This is a genomic window from Rhizorhabdus antheiae, from assembly GCF_049889055.1.
Taxonomy (GTDB): domain Bacteria; phylum Pseudomonadota; class Alphaproteobacteria; order Sphingomonadales; family Sphingomonadaceae; genus Rhizorhabdus.
This window is the reverse complement of record NZ_JBLTWO010000001.1, coordinates 66423-81562: the sequence shown is the minus strand read 5'-3', so window position 1 is coordinate 81562 and position 15140 is coordinate 66423. Positions and strand designations below refer to the sequence as shown.

The window sequence follows — 15140 nt, the reverse complement described above, 5'->3', positions numbered from 1 at the left end:
ACCCACCGTGGAAGAGACGCTTCGTCGCGCCGCCCTCGATTATCACCGTTATCCCCAGCCGGGTAAGATGCGGATCGAGCCGACCAAGCGGATGGTGAACCAGCGCGACCTGGCGCTCGCTTACTCACCCGGCGTGGCGGCGCCGTGCGAAGAGATCGCGGCCGATCCGGACAAGGCGCTCGATTACACCGCGCGTGGCAATCTTGTTGCGGTGATCTCGAATGGTACGGCGGTGCTCGGCCTCGGCGCGATCGGCGCGCTGGCGTCGAAGCCGGTGATGGAAGGCAAGGCAGTCCTCTTCAAGAAGTTCGCCGATATCGACGTGTTCGACATCGAAGTCGACACGACTGATCCCGAACGCTTCGTCGAGGCGGTGGCGCTGCTCGAGCCCACCTTCGGCGGGATCAACCTCGAGGATATTCGCGCGCCCGAATGCTTCGAGATCGAGGCCGCGCTCAAGAAGCGGATGAACATCCCCGTCTTCCACGACGACCAGCATGGCACGGCGATCGTCGTTGCGGCCGCCGTTCGCAATGCGCTCGTCCTGCAGAGCATCAGCCTGGCCGAGGCCAAGCTGGTGACGTCCGGCGCCGGGGCTGCGGCGCTTGCTTGCGTCGATCTGCTCGTGTCGATGGGCCTGCCGGTCGAAAATGTCACGCTGACCGACAAGGACGGTGTGGTCCATGCCGGCCGGCAGGGCATGGCGCCGAACATGGCGCGTTATGCTCGGCATACCGATGCGCGGACGCTGCCCGAGGTGCTGCCGGGCGCCAATGTCTTCCTGGGCCTTTCGGCGCCGGGCGTGCTGAAGCCCGAATGGCTGCCGCTGCTGTCGGAACGGCCGCTGATCTTCGCGCTGGCCAATCCCGAGCCCGAGATCCTGCCCGAGATCGCCCGCGCTGCGCGCCCCGACGCGATCGTCGCGACGGGCCGGTCGGACTACCCCAACCAGGTCAACAACGTTCTGTGCTTTCCCTATATCTTTCGGGGTGCGCTCGATGTCGGCGCGACCACGATCAACGAGGATATGAAGGTTGCGGCGGCCGAGGCGATCGCGGCGCTCGCCCGCCTGCCCGCGCATGAAAGCGTCGCGCAAGCCTATGGCGGCAGCAAGCTCAGCTTCGGGCCCGACTATATCATACCGACGCCCTTCGATCCGCGCCTGATCGCCGAGATAGCGCCCGCCGTCGCCCAGGCGGCGATCGCGTCGGGGGTTGCGCGCCGCCCGATCGACATCGAAGTCTATCGCCGCTCGCTCCAGCAGCAGAGCGCACGGTCGGGCCAACTGATGATGCCTGTCTTCGAGGCGGCGCGTGGCACGCATGCGCGGATGGCCTATGGCGAGGGCGAGGACGATCGCGTGCTGCGCGCGGTGCAGGATGCGCTGGACGAAGGGCTGGTCCGCCCCGTGATCGTCGCTCGCCGCCGCATCCTCGCCGAAAAGCTCCCGCAACTCGGTCTGCGCTTCGAACTCGACCGCGACGTCGAGGTGGTCGATCCCGAGACCGATCACGAGCGGTTCGGTCGGCTGGTCGAGGCCTATCGCGGCCTTGCCGCGCGGCGCGGCGTGCCGTCGGCCGAGATCGTCCGCCACGTCTATCGGCGTCCGACCGTCACCGCCGCGATGCTGCTGCGCACCGGTCAGGTCGATGCGGCGCTGGTCGGGGGCAATTCGGAATATTGGGGTCAGGTCGAGCATGTGCTGCGCACGATCGAACGTTCGGCCGACGCCCAGCGTGTCTATGCGCTGTCGGGGCTGATCTCCGATGCGGGTGTGCTGTTCCTGACCGACACGCACATGGTGCCCGATCCCAGCCCGGCGCAGGTCGCCGAGATGACGATACTCGCCGAGCGCGCGGTGCGCCGCTTCGGCATCGAACCCAAGGTCGCGCTGCTGTCCCACTCAAATTTCGGTGCATCGCACAGCCCCAGCGCGCGCAAGATGCGCGAGGCGTTCAAGCTGGTGAGGGCGATGGCGCCCGACATGGCGGTCGACGGCGAGATGCACGCCGATGCAGCGCTGTCCCAGCCGCTGCGCGAACGGTTGATTCCCGATTCCCGCTTCGAGGGATCGGCCAATCTGCTGGTCATGCCCAATCTCGACGCGGCCAACATCACGCTGACGGCGCTGGCAGCCTCGTCGCGCTCGCCGACCGTGGGGCCGATGCTGATGGGCCTCGCGCAGCCGATCCACGTTTTGACCCCGGGGGTCACCTCACGCGGCATATTGAACCTCACCGCTATCGCCGCTGCCGAGGTCGTGCAGCGGCGATAGCCGTACATATCAGGGGTCAGGCGACCCGTTCGAGCGGGCGCGACAGCTTACCGGCCTGGCGCAGCGTCTCGGCGATGGCGGCAAGGCCTTCGGCATCGACGTCGCGCAGCGGCAGGCGCACGCCACCCAACGGCTGCCCAAGCAGGCGGAAGCCCGCCTTGAGCGCAGCAGGCCCCGAGCCGAAGCGTCCGACGAGGTCGGGCGTGTACCATTGATCGAGGATCAGCCGGTCCTTGGCTCCGCAGGCGCGCGCCGCCTCGAGATCGCCCCGCCAGAGATGGTTATAGAAATCGGGCTGATCGCGGCCGAGAACTCCGCCTGCGCCCATGGTCCCGTCGCCGTCATGAGCATGGAGGAGCGTCAAGCCATGCTCGTCCATCGAGAAGCCGAACACGCGGACCTTGTCGCGCAGCGCGAAAAAGGTTCGGACGAACTGGTCGAGCCGACCGGTCGATTGCTTGATCGCGACGACGCCGTCGAGATCGGCGAGGCGGCCGAGCAACCCGGGGGACATGTCGATGCCGGTGCCCGGCGGCCAGTTATAGACGCAGATCGGCAGGACATTGGCGTCCGACACCATGTGGTAGAAAGTGACAATCTCCTCGTCCGAGGGACGGATATAGGGGGGCGGGGTCAGCAATATGCCGTCGAAGCCGCAGGCCTTGGCATGACGCGCGAGGTCTATGCTCTCGCCCGGCGTGTAGCTGGTGCAGCCGGCGATCAGCGGCAGGCGGCCCTTCATCTGGTCGCCCACCAGGCGGAACAGGTCGCGCCGTTCCGCCGACGACAGGCTGGTCCACTCGCCGGTGGTTCCGCCGATCACCAGACCGTGCATGCCTTCCGCCGCCAGCCATTCGAGATGGCCGCGCAGCCGAACCGGGTCCAGCGTGCCGTCATCCGCAAAGGGGGTCAGCATCGCGGGGATGTAGCCCCGCCATTCAACTCTCGAACGCTTGTCCATACTCGTCCTTGCCTTAACCCCCGGTCGTCACCGATGTGCGCTCGTCGATCTTCCGCATCAATCGCGCGGCGCAATAAGATTGTTGCGTCTCGCGGAAGGCAGCACGCTTCAGGCTGACAGAATGACACTCACAAAGTCGAGGCGCCGGATCAGCCCGCCGCGGAGTTCGGCCCATCCGCTGATGAGCTCGGTTTCGGTCATACCCCGGATCGTCGCGTGGGCGCGGTGGCGCGTGTAAACTCTCCGGCCATCGGCGGAAGCGAAGCTGTCGATGAAGGGCAGTTCGATCCGGACATGGTCGGTGAGTCGCTTCACGTCGCAGAAGCGCGCGACCAGGCCGGCAAGGCCGTGCGCGCGCAACTCGCCATTGACGATCAGTTCGGCATCCCGCGTGAAATAGCGGGCGAAGGCGGTTTCAGTGAAGGCGTCGGGCAGCAGATAGGCGTCGTTCCACCAAGCGAACATCCGCGTCAGAATATGCGGTTCTTCGATATTCGCGCTGAATCCGCAATTCTGTCGCTCGATTCCGACCGGATACAGGAGGTGGCGCGCATCGGCATAAGGCGATCGGGCGTAGAACCAGCGCAGGCGCGCCATCGGGTCAGCGGCAAATTCTGCGTCGTTGGCGAGACGCGTCTCGAACGCGTCGCGGAGCGCGTCCGATCGCGCCAGCATCGCCTCACCCATGGGCGCGACCACATAGGCCTCCAGATAATCGGTCGCGTCGACCATCCCCGAGATATGGCCGGTAGCGAACAGCGAGTCCGGCGAGCTCGGCTCGACCAGGAGCATGGCGAGAGTCCCCAGCGGCTGATCGAGGGGAATACGCACCGAACCGGGAGCGAAAGTCTCCCGGCGCGTCTCCCGATGGATCGGTCCGGGGATCAGGCGAGGACGACGCTCGCCGACGCCGGCGAACTCGCAGCGCTCGAAACGGATCATTTCGACCTCGACTTCGTGAGGCTCGGCCAGTTGAGCCATCCGGATTCCGTGCCGCGCGAGACAGGCGATCGCTTCCCGCTCGCCCGCCGGTATCCAATAAGCGTTCGGCCTCGCCTCGGTCGAGGCCGGTCTTGAGCCATAGAGCGGTACGCGGGTGGCGGGTTCCGGACTGCCCAGCCAGCGGACCTCGCGAGCGCCTGTTACCGGCGACACATAATGCTCGCTGGCGATCGGGTGGAACAGCATCTGTCGGACGGGATCCTTGCGCGCGACCCAGTGGGTGGTGACGCAGCGGGAGCGTCTCGCGCGATCTTCGTCACGCGCGCGGCGAAGAATGTCGGCCTCGCGCGCCAGCAGGGCCAGGCTCTGGGCGATCAGCACATAGGTCCCGAGGACGCGTTGGCGCACCGGCTTCAGCGAATGGTTTTCGACCAGCACGGTCGGGATGTGCCGAGCGTCGCCATAGCCGTGCGAGAAGCACGCGGGAAAGGCTGGAAGGGTCAGCCCCAGCGCGGGTTCGCGATCGTCGACCGCGAGAACCAGCGGACCGCCATGGTGGCCCGCATCGGCAAGCGCCGCATCGACTGCCGGCCGGAATGATCCCTCGAGCCAGGCGTTGGTCGCTGGCGACAGGCTGTAAGGCGCGTCCTGAAAGCCGAAGGTGATGTCATATTGATAATCGAGCCCGTCGGTGACGTGCAGGTCGATATAGAGGTCGGGATCGATCCGGCCGAGCAGGCCGAGCAGCGCCTGCATCTCGGGCGAGTCCGCCTTCATATAATCGCGGTTGAGATTGAGATTCTGCGCGTTGGTGCGCCATCCCTGGTTGGAAGGCCCACGCTGGTTCGGACGGTTGAACGCCGAGGTCCGCTCATGGCCATCCGGATTGAGGATCGGAATGAACAGCCAGTCGGCGCCGTCGAGCAGCGAGCCCCGGTCGCCGAGCACGATGTCGCGCAACAGCATCAGCCCCGCATCCTTCCCGTCGATTTCGCCGGGATGGATGCCACACTGTACGAGCAGGCGGGGACGGTGCCCGCCGCCCGGTGTCAGGGCGCGATCGGGATCGCGGCTGGCGATCACCAGCAGCAGATCGCGCCCCTCGACCGAGCGGCTAAGGCTCTCCAGCCTGATCAGCGGGCTCGCCTGGGCCAGACGTTCCAGCCAGTGGAGCGTCTCGGCATATCCAGGGGTGGTGTCGAACCCGCTGGCCTCTGCGGGAGATATCCAGGGATCGTCGGCCGGGCGTATCAGCCCCTCGCTGACTCCGGTCCAGGCACGAACCGGCGGCAAGGGAGCACGGACGGGGGCCGGCCAGGCGATCCCTCTCGACATCAGAATTTGACCGTCGCCTCGACTCCGATGCGGCGCGGCTGGTTGGTGCTGCGCAGCGTCCGGCCCGGCCCGAGCGCGTTCGCCCCGACGGCAGCGGGGGTACGCTCGTTGGTCAGATTCCGCGCATAAGCGGCGATGCTGTACTTTCCGATGTCGACGCCCAGCCGGGCGTTGACGAAGGTCTTGGGAGTCGAGCGGACCTCGTTTTCGATGTCCCAGTAGACGTCGCCGCGATGCTCCACGTCGACCCGCGCGACGAGGTTTGTTCCGTCGGCGATCGGCTGGTTGAGTTCGGCCGAGCCGCCCAGCGTCAGGCCGTATACCTGCGGCGTGCGGTTCCCCCGGTAAAGTGCGGTCCCGTCGAAATTGCGGATCGACGTGTCATTATAGCCGAGCGAGCCGCGGAGGGTGATCGCATCGGTCGGGCGCCCGATCAGTTCGAACTCGACGCCGTTGACGTGGGTCTTCGGAATATTGACGATCACTCGGAAGATGCCTTGGCTCGTGGCGCGCGAGAAGAAGAACTGCTGGTCTTCGAACGAGGTGTGAAAGACCGCGCCATTGGCAACGAGGCGGCCTCCGAAGAAGCTGCTCTTGATACCCGCCTCGTAATTCTCGGACACTTCATTGTCGTAGATGCGCAGCGCGAGTGGCGAATTGGGGTTGAAGCCGCCGGTGCGGAAGCCGGTTGCATAGGTCAGATAGCCGAGCACGTCGGGCGTGAACTTGTAGCTGAGATTGACCTTCGGCTGCCACCGCTTGAACGTCTTGCGGTCGACGGTCGGGTTCGCGACGAGCGGGTTGCGCGCCGTCTGCCGGTCGCTGTCGTAGCGCAGGCCGAGCGTCAGCTGCAGCGCGTCGGTGAAGTCGTAGGACGCCTGCCCGAAGCCTGCCCAGGACTTGGAGCTATATTGGTTCGGATTGGTCGAGAAGAAGTCGTAGCCGCCGCCCGCGAGGACCGACCCGAACTGGGTGATGTCGGTGATCTTATAGTCCTGGTAGAAGAAGCCGACCACATATTGCAGCGGCCCGCTGCCGTTGCTGGCGAGGCGCAGTTCCTCGCTGTAAGAGCGGCTGTTGGTCACCCAGGTCTGCGCGAAGAGCGAACTGGGGCTGAAGTCGCCGTCGGCGAACAGCGATTGCTCCGCCTTGTTGTAGGCGGTGATCGAGGTGGCGGTGACCGCCCCCAGATCGACGTCGATCTTGCCCGACAGCGCGTAAAGGTCCCGCCGGTCGATGCCGTCGATGTCGGTCGCGGGCTTGGCCGAGAAGTCCTCGAAATTGCTGTTGTCCACGGCGACCAGCCACAGCGCGCCGTCGCGGCCATGGGTGTAGCTGCCATTGATGTCGATGGTGACGTCCTCCGACGGCAGGAACAGCAGGCGGCCGCGCACCGACGTGTCCTTGCGCTGGTCGACCGAATTGCCGGTGGTGATGTTGGTGATCAGGCCGTCGTCGTCGACATGGAAGACCGAGGCGCGCGCGAACAGCTTATCCTGGATGATTGGCCCGGAAAGAGTCGCGGTGGTGGTCCAGCCCGGTCCCTCGAAATAGCCGCCCGAGACGCTGCCCTCGAACTGGTTGGTAGGCTTCTTGGTGACGATGTTGATCGCACCGGCGATGGCGCCGCCACCGTAGAGCGTGCCCTGCGGGCCCCGCACGACTTCGACGCGGTCGATGTCGATCAGGTTCTGGGCCAGATATTCCATGCCCGGCTGCTGAACGCCGTCGACGATCGTCGCGAATGGGGCCTTGCCGCCCTGTACGGTCGTGAAGCCGCGGATCGACACCGTCTGGATGCCGGGACGAAGCTGGTCGATGATGACGAGATTGGGGGTCAGTCGGCCGATGTCCTGCAGGTTCTGAACGCCGGCGCGCTCGATCGTCTTGCTGGATACGACGGTGATCGCATCGGGCACCGACTGCAGCGCCTCGGTCCGCTTGCGGGCGGTGACGAGGATGTCGCCGGGAAGCGCGTCGGCTGCGCCTGCATCTGCGGGCTGGGCCTGCGCATGGGCCGGGGCGAAGGTGACCAACATGGTCGTGGCAAGCAAGCTGGCACTCAAAGCGGTCTTCAACGTCTTCATGGGCCCACCCCTTCTTTGGCGATATCTAGCAATTGCAACATGACCTAGCCGCCGGCCGCATCAATTTCCGATCGTGACGGCTTCGTTGCACTGCGAGCAAAGTTGGCGATGCGTTATCGGAGCAGGAGCGCGTTCAGACAGCGGGGGCCTTTCGCATCCGCGAGCGGAGCGCCACCGTGGCCAGCGCATAGAGGCCCGTCGCGGCCGCGAGCGCGTCGAGCGTCGACACTCCCGTCACCGTGAACAGGCCGAGCCCTCCCCCGGCAACCGGAAGCGTCGACCAGCCGAACGCTGAAGCCAAAGCCCACACCAGAAAGGGCAGCGACCGGATCGCCCGCGTCTCGGCGGATGCGTCGGGCGCATAGCGATCGGGGCGCAGGGCGAAGTCGACGGTGTAGAGGCCCGCGACCGGTGCGATGACGATGCCGAGCATGATCAGGAAGCCGATGAAATGGCCGAAGATACCGAGTGCCGCAAAGGCGATGCCTATCGCCGCGGCGCCGCTCGCGAGCATCCAGCGCGAAACGCCCGGAACGAGCGCCGAGAGCGACAGGGCAGACTCGTAGAGATTCTTGTCGTTGCTCGACCAGGTGGCGAGGATGAGGATGACAAGCGCGGGGGCGGCAAGGCCCGCCCGCATCATGATACCGATCAGGTCGCCGGTGCCATAGATGACCGCCAGCGATGCCGACAGCAGGATGAGGAAGGGGAGAACAAGCCCCAGCGCGACCAGCGGTCCGAGCACCATGTCGCGGCGGGTGGCGAGGAAGCGCGAGACGTCGGGCGTCACGGCTATACCGGTCATATAGCCGCCGGCGATGATGGAAATAATGGTACCCGCATCATAGGCTGGGAGCAGCGGTTGCGCCGCGAGCCGTCCGGCGACGTCGATCCGGCCGAAGGCGACCCACAGCGGAACCGTGATCACCGCCAGCAGGAAGGGCACGGTGAAGGTCGCGAGCTTGCCCAGCGCCTTGACCCCGATGATGCCGGTGGTGCTGACGAGCAGGCCCGAGGCTACGATCACTGCGCCGAGCGGCACGGTGATGCCGAACTGGCTGTCGAGCAGGCCGACGACCGCCCGCGCCAGCATTTCGATCTGGATGCCGAACCAGCCGAGCAAGGTAAGGATCAGCACCGCGGCCAGCAGCTTCGCGCCCACCACGCCGAAGGTCGTCCGGGTAAAGACCGATGTCGGCAGGCGTGCCGTCATCCCGACATAGCCGGTAGCCATCGACATGAGGGCCACGAGCGTCGAGGCGATCAGAACGGGGATTGGCAGGTCGAGGAAGCGGCTGTGGCTGCCGAGATCGCCGCCCAGCGCGAACATCGGAACGCAGATGGCGGTGCCGATCTGGATCGCGGCGAAGAAGGTCCACCGCCGGAAGTCCTCGCTTCTCACCTGCTGGGCCGCATTGCCTTCCAGCAGGCCGTCGCCGGCGTCGCTCATCCCTTGGTCCCTTCGGTCAGTCGGCGTCCTCACGCGCGAGCGCGCCCGCATCGAGCGCAGTCCAGCGCTTCAGCGCGCCTTCGATCATGGTGAGCAAAGCCAGCACCGATTTCGGCAGCTGACGCCCGGCACGCGTCACCACGCTTACCGTGGTGCGGGTGAGCGTCTGGCTCTCGATCGGGACGGCAACGAGCAGTCCGTCGCTGACCTCGGCGCTGATCGGCAAGGTCGGCATCAGCGTCGCGAACTTCCCGGTTACGACGCTGGACTTCACCAGCGCGATCGAATCGGTGACCATGGCGGGCGTCAGCAACAGGCCGGCCTCCGCTTCGGCTTCCGACAGGAGCTGCCGGATGCGGAAACGGTCGTTGAGCAGACACAGCGAATGCTCGGCCAGCTCGGACATGGCGACGCTCGACCGCATGGCCAGTTTGTGCCGCACCGACACGACGCAATAGAGCGGCTGGGGCAGGGTGATGCGCGCGGTGAGCCGGTCGTGCGGCTTGCCGTCGAACACCAGCCCGATGTGCGCCTCGTCATCCGCCACCCGCTCGGCGATGCTGTTCGTCCCGCCGACCTGGACCGACAGGGTCAGCGTCGGGAAACGGGCATTGAACAGCGCGAGCGTTTCGGACAGCGCCTGGGTCACGAAGCCTTCGCCTACCGCCAGGTCGATCCGGCCGGTGCGGGAATCCTTCAGATCGCGCAGCTGTTCGACGAACTGGAACTGGTGAACCGCCGTGTTGCGGTAATAGTCGATCGCCAGCTTGCCCGCCTCGGTCAGTTTGACCGAGCGGCGGCCATGTTCGATCAGCGGAATGCCCAGTTCGGCCTCGACTTGCGAAATTTGCCGGCTGATCGACGACACCGCGACGCCCAGATGCTCGCTCGCGCTGCGCATCGAGCCGCGCTTGTACGTCTCGTACAGATATTGGAGCTTGTGGCTGGGGATCGCCATCCCTGTCTCCCTGCGATCCGCGTCGTCAGTCGTTCGCTTCGACGGCGTAGATGCGGGTGGCTGCATCCGCGCTGACATAACCGTCGCGGACATCCTCCCTCACCTTGGCCGGATCGCGTTCGGTCACGGGACCATAGCCGGCGCCGCCAGCGCTGAGGACGCGGATGCGGTCGCCCGCCTTGACCTTGGTGCGATAGGTTCCCACGCGCTTTGCCCGCTCGGTCTCGGGGAACAGCTCGACGCAATTGGCGTCGGGCCGCTCGCCCCCGAGCATCGCCCAGGGCTTCTCCTTGCTGCGCTTGGTGACAGACAGAAACTCGCCGTCGGTGACGAAGCGGATGTCGCGGACGAGGCCGAGACCACCGCGATGCCGTCCGGCGCCGCCGCTGTCGGGCCGCAGTTCGCAGCGCTCCATGAACATGCCGGTGCGCATCTCGAGCACCTCGATCGGCGTATTGCGGACGAGGCTGCCGGAGATGTGGTTGGTCGCGTTGATGCCGTCATGCTGCGCGGTGCCGCCCCAGCCGACGGGATCGTTGTTCGAGACCGCATAGATCTTGCCGGTCGCCGGCTCCTTGCCGATCATCATGAAGCCCATGATGTCACCGCCCGAACAGGCCGCGATCCGGTCGGGCATGCCTTGCCCCAGCGCGCGATAGACGAGTTCGAGGGCGAGGTGCGACACCCATTGGGTGAAGGTCGCCACAGGATAGACGGCATGGAACAGATTGCCTTCCGGTGCGACCACCTTGAGCGGACGGAAGGTGCCCGCATTATTGTGGCTGTTCGGCGTCGTGATCGACTTCAGGACGAATTTGCAGATCGTCTCGGTCAGGCCGATCGGAACGTTGATCGGGCCGAGCACGGCGGGCGAGGACTTCGAGAAGTCGCAGGTGAGCCCGTCGTCGTCGATCGTCACGCGGACGTGCATGGGAACGGGATCGTCGCTGATCCCGTCATCGTCGATCAGGTCTTCGGCTTCCCAGCTGCCATGGGGCAGGGCGGCCAGCGCTTTGCGCGCAACCGCCTCGCCATGTTCCTTGATGCGCGCGACCGCTTCGGCGAAAGCGTTGCCGCCGAACTTCGCATAGATGGCGTTGAGCCGCTTGATGCCCGTCTGCGTCGCCGCGATCTGCGCTTCGAGATCGCCGATCACGATGTCGGGCATGCGCGAGTTGAAGCGGATCAGCTCGAATATCTCGCGCACCGGCTCGCCGCCGCGGTAGACGCGGGTGCCGGGGAAGATCATCCCCTCCTGATGCATGTCGGTGGAATCGAGCACATAGCCCGGATCCTTCGCACCCAGGTCGATCCAATGCGCTCGGATGCAGGTATAGGCGAAGGGCCGGTCGGCGCCCGGCGCGAAGACCGGCGCAAACAGCGTCGCGTCCATCGCATGGGCCGAATTCCAATAGGGATAGTTCATCACGAAGATGTCGCCGGGCGCGACATTGTCGCGACCGACATAGTCCATGCCCTTGACCAGCGCATGGTCGTTCGCGCCCAGAAAGAATGCGAGTCCCGGGGCGTCTGCGATCAGTTCAAGGTCTGCGTCATAAAGCGAGATCCCGAAGTCCAGCACCTCGTAGATCACGGGGTTGAACGCCGTGCGGATCAGCGTCCGCCGCATTTCCTCCGCTGCCGAGACGAGATGGCTGCGGATCACTTCCAGTGTCGCACCGTCTAGGCTCATTCTGCGCTCCGCGTGATGATGAGGTTGCCATGGGCGTCGACCGTGACGCGCTGGTCGGAATGGACGACCGTCGTGCAGGTCCCTTCCTCCACGATCGCCGGGCCGGCAAAGCCGTGGCCGGGTGCGAGCCGGGTGCGGTCGTAGACGTCGAAGCCGCACAGGCCGCGCCGGGCGAAGCAGAAGGCGTCGCGGTGGCCGAGCAGCGCTGCTTCGACGGGGCCGCTCGCGGCTTCCGGCCGCACGATCTCGGGCTTGGGCAGGCGGCTATAGGCGCGAACGCGCAAGGTGACGATCTGCACGGGGTCCTTCGGCGCATGTCCATAGCGTTCGGCATGGGTACTGGCGAAGGTGGCGCGAACCGCCTCGGCATCGATCGGGCCGTCGTTCAGCGGGATCGCCAGCACATGCTCCTGGCCGACATAGCGGCATTCGAGCAGGCGGATCACCTCCTGCGACTTGAGCGGCGCGCCTTGGGTCACCAGCGCCGAGCGAGCCTCTTCGACGAGCACTTCGAACTGGCCGGCGACCGTCCCCATCGCGCCGGGATCGAGCAGTCGGATGTCGGTCTGCGCGGCGTCGGTCACGAGGTCCGACATCAGCATGCCCCAGGCCGAGAAGACGGCGGGCGTGGCGGGGACGATCAGCTCGAAATTCTCGACTTCGCGGGCGATCAGCGGGGCGATCATCGGACCGGCGCCGCCAAAGGCGAGCATCGAGAAGTCGCGCGGGTCCTTTCCGCGCTCGACGGTGATCTCACGGATCGCGCCAGCGGTGCGCGCGATCAGCACGTCGAACACGCCGGCGGCTGCGGCCAATATGTCCGCGCCCATCGGCGAGGCGACCTTCGCCTCCATGCCCGCACGCGCAGCATCCGCGTCGAGGCGCAGCGCGCCGCCGAGAAAGGCCTCGGGATCGAGGAAGCCGAGGATCAGCGCCGCGTCGGTGGTGGTCGGCTCCGCGCCTCCACGACCATAAGCGATCGGACCGGGGGTCGCGCCCGCGCTGTGCGGACCGACCTGGAGCAGACCTTCGGAGACCCAGGCGATCGAGCCGCCCCCCGCGCCGATGCAGCGAATATCAAAGATCGGGATCTGCGCCGGCAGCTGTTCGAGGCGCGCTTCGTGCATCACCAGCGGCTCGAAATCCTCGATGACCGAGGTATCGAGGCTGGTGCCGCCATAATCGAGCGTGAGCAGCCGGGTCTTCCCGAGCATCCGCGCAAGGTAGGAGGCACCGATTACGCCGCCGGCCGGACCGGAGAGAACGGTGTAGATCGGCGCGGCCTTGGCGGCCTCGGCCGACATCGCCCCGCCCGCCGAGCGCATGATCAGGAAACGGCCACCGAAGCCCGCATCGCGCAGGGCGGAGTCGAGCCGGTCGACATAGTTGCCGAAGATGGGGTTGATATAGGCGTCGATCACCGCCGTGGCCGTGCGCTCATATTCCCGATATTCGCGGGTGATGCCGCTCGACGTCGACACGGCGAGCTGCGGAAAATGACGGCGGATCACATCGGCGGCGCGCGCTTCGTGCTCCGGGTTGCGGTAGCTGTGCAGGAAGGAGACGGCCACGGAGCGGACGCCGTCGTCCGCCAGTGCTCCTGCGGCCTCGACCACGGCGGCCTCGTCGAGCGCGACGACCTCCTCGCCATGGGCGTTGAGCCGTCCGGGTACGCCGAGGCGGTGACGGCGTGGCACCAGCGGCGCGGGCCGGTCATAGGCATAGTCGTACATCGAGTGCGCCGGCACGTCGCCGCGCCCGATCTCGAAGATGTCGCGAAACCCCTCATTGGTGATGATGCCGGTCTCGACGCCGCGGCGCTCGATGACGGCATTGAGGCCCAGCGTCGTGCCGTGGATGAACAGGTCCGTGTTGGCGAGATCGGCGCCGAGACGGCGCAGAGCCTCCATGACGCCCCGTGCGGGTTCGTCGGGCGTCGTGGAGGCCTTGGCGATCCTGATGCCGCCGGTCTCCATGTCGAAAAGAATGGAATCGACGAATGTACCGCCAATATCCACGGCTATACGATAGCGCATCTTGCCCCGATGTCTTGTTGTGGCCAACGCCATGATGTGACCCGACATGGGGCGGCGGCACAAGCGCCAGCATGGCGAAGATCGTTGCAGCGATGGCAACAGCATTCGGGTCAGCCCGGCGGGAGGCGAGTCCTAGGGGATTTACATAGGGGCGGCTGCACCCGGTCCGGGTTAGGATCGACAACCGAGACCGTCGTGCCGCGTGCCGGACTGGGTGTGGCGACCTGTCACGGTAACACGTTATTCACCTGACGGCTCTAGTCGGGCTGAGGATCAAGAAAGGGAACAGGCTTATGACCATCCGTACTGTCAAGAAGGTCGCCGCTCTCGCGTGCGTCGTTGCCGCTGCCGGTCTGGCCGGCTGCGCATCCGTGCCGAAGCCGGGCAAGGTTGCCAGCAGCACGCCGCCGCGCCTCGTCGCCAAGGCGGATCAGACGCTCGCCTGGGACGATCCGACGGCCTTCGGTCCGGTTCCCGCCGCTGAAGCCGCGCGCGGCGCCTCGGTCTGCGGCAGCATCGACACCGACAAGATCAAGTATAAGGCGACCGGCTATCATGCCGGTGCGCTGGATGCCTATGGCAACCCGTTCCAGGGTGGCGGCTTCTACTGCGTGCCGAAGTAAGTCGACCGACCGACGGAAAGAGGGTCCGGCGCGCAAGCGTCCGGGCCCTTTGCTATGGGTGACCGGTCGACGTGACGGTCTCGGCTCAATTGGGGGATGTCAGCCTAGCAGCAGATAGACGCTTCCGGTTACCACCAGCGAAAGCGCGCTGCACGTGAAGAGCAGGCCGAAGCCGCATTGGCAGAAGCTGTGATGTATCCTCTCCATCGCACCTCTCCTTGAGGTCCCGCCCGCCTTCTTGTTTGAACGGTGCGGAGACAGGCGCCGAGGATAACATGAGGCGGCTTAAGGAAAAATAATCAATCTTCGTCGATGCAGCGCAGCAATTTCCGGATCGTTGCGTGGAAGCTTGCCTGCTCCTCCGGGCCGAGGCTGACCAGTATCTTTTTCGACAGCGCCTGCCGGATCGGTTCGGTGACGGAAACTGCGGCCTCGCCCTGCGGAGTGATGCTGATCCTCTTCGCACGGCGATCGGTGGGATCTGGCGTGCGCAAGATCATTCCCTCGCGCTCCAGCCCGTCCAGCGCCTCGGTGACGGTGCGCGGCGCAATTCCGAACCTTTCGGCAATGTCGATCGCACGCACCGTGCCGCCTTCCTTCTGGATCAAGATCAGCATCTTGGTCCGCGCGAGCGACGCCCCGCGCTCCACCATCGAGCGGTCGAAGCTCCGCTTCAGGCTGCCGTACAGGCGGCCCAGATCGGTGAGCAGATCTTCCTCGACGGATTTCATGAGGTACCTCAATAAATGGTATTGCGCTGTTTTGCAACTGCGAGCATAG

10 protein-coding genes are annotated in these 15140 nt (G+C 65.8%); 2 read left to right on the top strand and 8 right to left on the bottom strand.

The features are described from left to right. Positions 1 to 7: 7 nt before the first annotated feature. Positions 8 to 2275 (top strand): NADP-dependent malic enzyme, encoded by a 2268-nt coding sequence (locus ACNI3R_RS00335; RefSeq protein WP_426178948.1) that lies wholly within the window; start codon positions 8 to 10, stop codon positions 2273 to 2275. Positions 2276 to 2291: 16 nt separating this feature from the next. Here ACNI3R_RS00335 and ACNI3R_RS00330 read toward each other — a convergent pair whose 3' ends face one another. From ACNI3R_RS00330 to ACNI3R_RS00300, 7 genes are all read right to left on the bottom strand, one after another. Further along, complete coding sequence (locus tag ACNI3R_RS00330; RefSeq protein ID WP_426178946.1) at positions 2292 to 3236, bottom strand: dihydrodipicolinate synthase family protein; 945 nt, start codon at positions 3234 to 3236, stop codon at positions 2292 to 2294. 108 nt (positions 3237 to 3344) lie between these two features. After that, complete coding sequence (locus ACNI3R_RS00325; protein ID WP_426178945.1) at positions 3345 to 5513, bottom strand: M14 family metallopeptidase; 2169 nt, start codon at positions 5511 to 5513, stop codon at positions 3345 to 3347. Next, on the bottom strand, positions 5513 to 7600 hold the full coding sequence (locus ACNI3R_RS00320; protein ID WP_426178944.1) for a TonB-dependent receptor: 2088 nt from the start codon (positions 7598 to 7600) through the stop codon (positions 5513 to 5515). The genes ACNI3R_RS00325 and ACNI3R_RS00320 overlap by 1 nt, the downstream gene beginning before the upstream one ends. 133 nt (positions 7601 to 7733) lie before the next feature. Next, a complete protein-coding gene (locus ACNI3R_RS00315) occupies positions 7734 to 9050 on the bottom strand; it encodes a cytosine permease (RefSeq protein WP_426178943.1) in 1317 nt (438 codons plus the stop codon). 16 nt (positions 9051 to 9066) lie between these two features. Then, a complete protein-coding gene (locus tag ACNI3R_RS00310) occupies positions 9067 to 10008 on the bottom strand; it encodes a LysR family transcriptional regulator (RefSeq protein ID WP_426178942.1) in 942 nt (313 codons plus the stop codon). Between the two features lie 25 nt (positions 10009 to 10033). Next, positions 10034 to 11701, bottom strand: coding sequence for a hydantoinase B/oxoprolinase family protein (locus tag ACNI3R_RS00305; protein WP_426178940.1), 1668 nt, complete (start codon positions 11699 to 11701; stop codon positions 10034 to 10036). After that, positions 11698 to 13770, bottom strand: a complete 2073-nt coding sequence (locus ACNI3R_RS00300; protein WP_426178938.1) for a hydantoinase/oxoprolinase family protein — start codon at positions 13768 to 13770, stop codon at positions 11698 to 11700. Before ACNI3R_RS00300 ends, ACNI3R_RS00305 begins: the two co-directional genes overlap by 4 nt. 260 nt (positions 13771 to 14030) lie before the next feature. On the opposite strand from ACNI3R_RS00300, the gene ACNI3R_RS00295 reads away from it, so the two are divergent. Next, positions 14031 to 14360, top strand: coding sequence for a hypothetical protein (locus ACNI3R_RS00295; protein ID WP_426178937.1), 330 nt, complete (start codon positions 14031 to 14033; stop codon positions 14358 to 14360). 299 nt (positions 14361 to 14659) lie between these two features. Here ACNI3R_RS00295 and ACNI3R_RS00290 read toward each other — a convergent pair whose 3' ends face one another. Further along, positions 14660 to 15091: a MarR family winged helix-turn-helix transcriptional regulator gene (locus tag ACNI3R_RS00290; protein WP_426178936.1), complete on the bottom strand. Its 432-nt coding sequence runs from the start codon at positions 15089 to 15091 to the stop codon at positions 14660 to 14662. Positions 15092 to 15140 lie beyond the last annotated feature (49 nt).

What these genes read in the sequence shown, in the direction of transcription:
- ACNI3R_RS00330 (WP_426178946.1), bottom strand. Translation starts at nt 3,236, where the DNA reads ATGGACAAGCGTTCGAGAGTTGAATGGCGGGGCTACATCCCCGCGATG.
- ACNI3R_RS00325 (WP_426178945.1), bottom strand. Translation starts at nt 5,513, where the DNA reads ATGTCGAGAGGGATCGCCTGGCCGGCCCCCGTCCGTGCTCCCTTGCCG.
- ACNI3R_RS00320 (WP_426178944.1), bottom strand. Translation starts at nt 7,600, where the DNA reads ATGAAGACGTTGAAGACCGCTTTGAGTGCCAGCTTGCTTGCCACGACC.
- ACNI3R_RS00315 (WP_426178943.1), bottom strand. Translation starts at nt 9,050, where the DNA reads ATGAGCGACGCCGGCGACGGCCTGCTGGAAGGCAATGCGGCCCAGCAG.
- ACNI3R_RS00310 (WP_426178942.1), bottom strand. Translation starts at nt 10,008, where the DNA reads ATGGCGATCCCCAGCCACAAGCTCCAATATCTGTACGAGACGTACAAG.
- ACNI3R_RS00305 (WP_426178940.1), bottom strand. Translation starts at nt 11,701, where the DNA reads ATGAGCCTAGACGGTGCGACACTGGAAGTGATCCGCAGCCATCTCGTC.
- ACNI3R_RS00300 (WP_426178938.1), bottom strand. Translation starts at nt 13,770, where the DNA reads ATGGCGTTGGCCACAACAAGACATCGGGGCAAGATGCGCTATCGTATA.
- ACNI3R_RS00295 (WP_426178937.1), top strand. Translation starts at nt 14,031, where the DNA reads ATGACCATCCGTACTGTCAAGAAGGTCGCCGCTCTCGCGTGCGTCGTT.
- ACNI3R_RS00290 (WP_426178936.1), bottom strand. Translation starts at nt 15,091, where the DNA reads ATGAAATCCGTCGAGGAAGATCTGCTCACCGATCTGGGCCGCCTGTAC.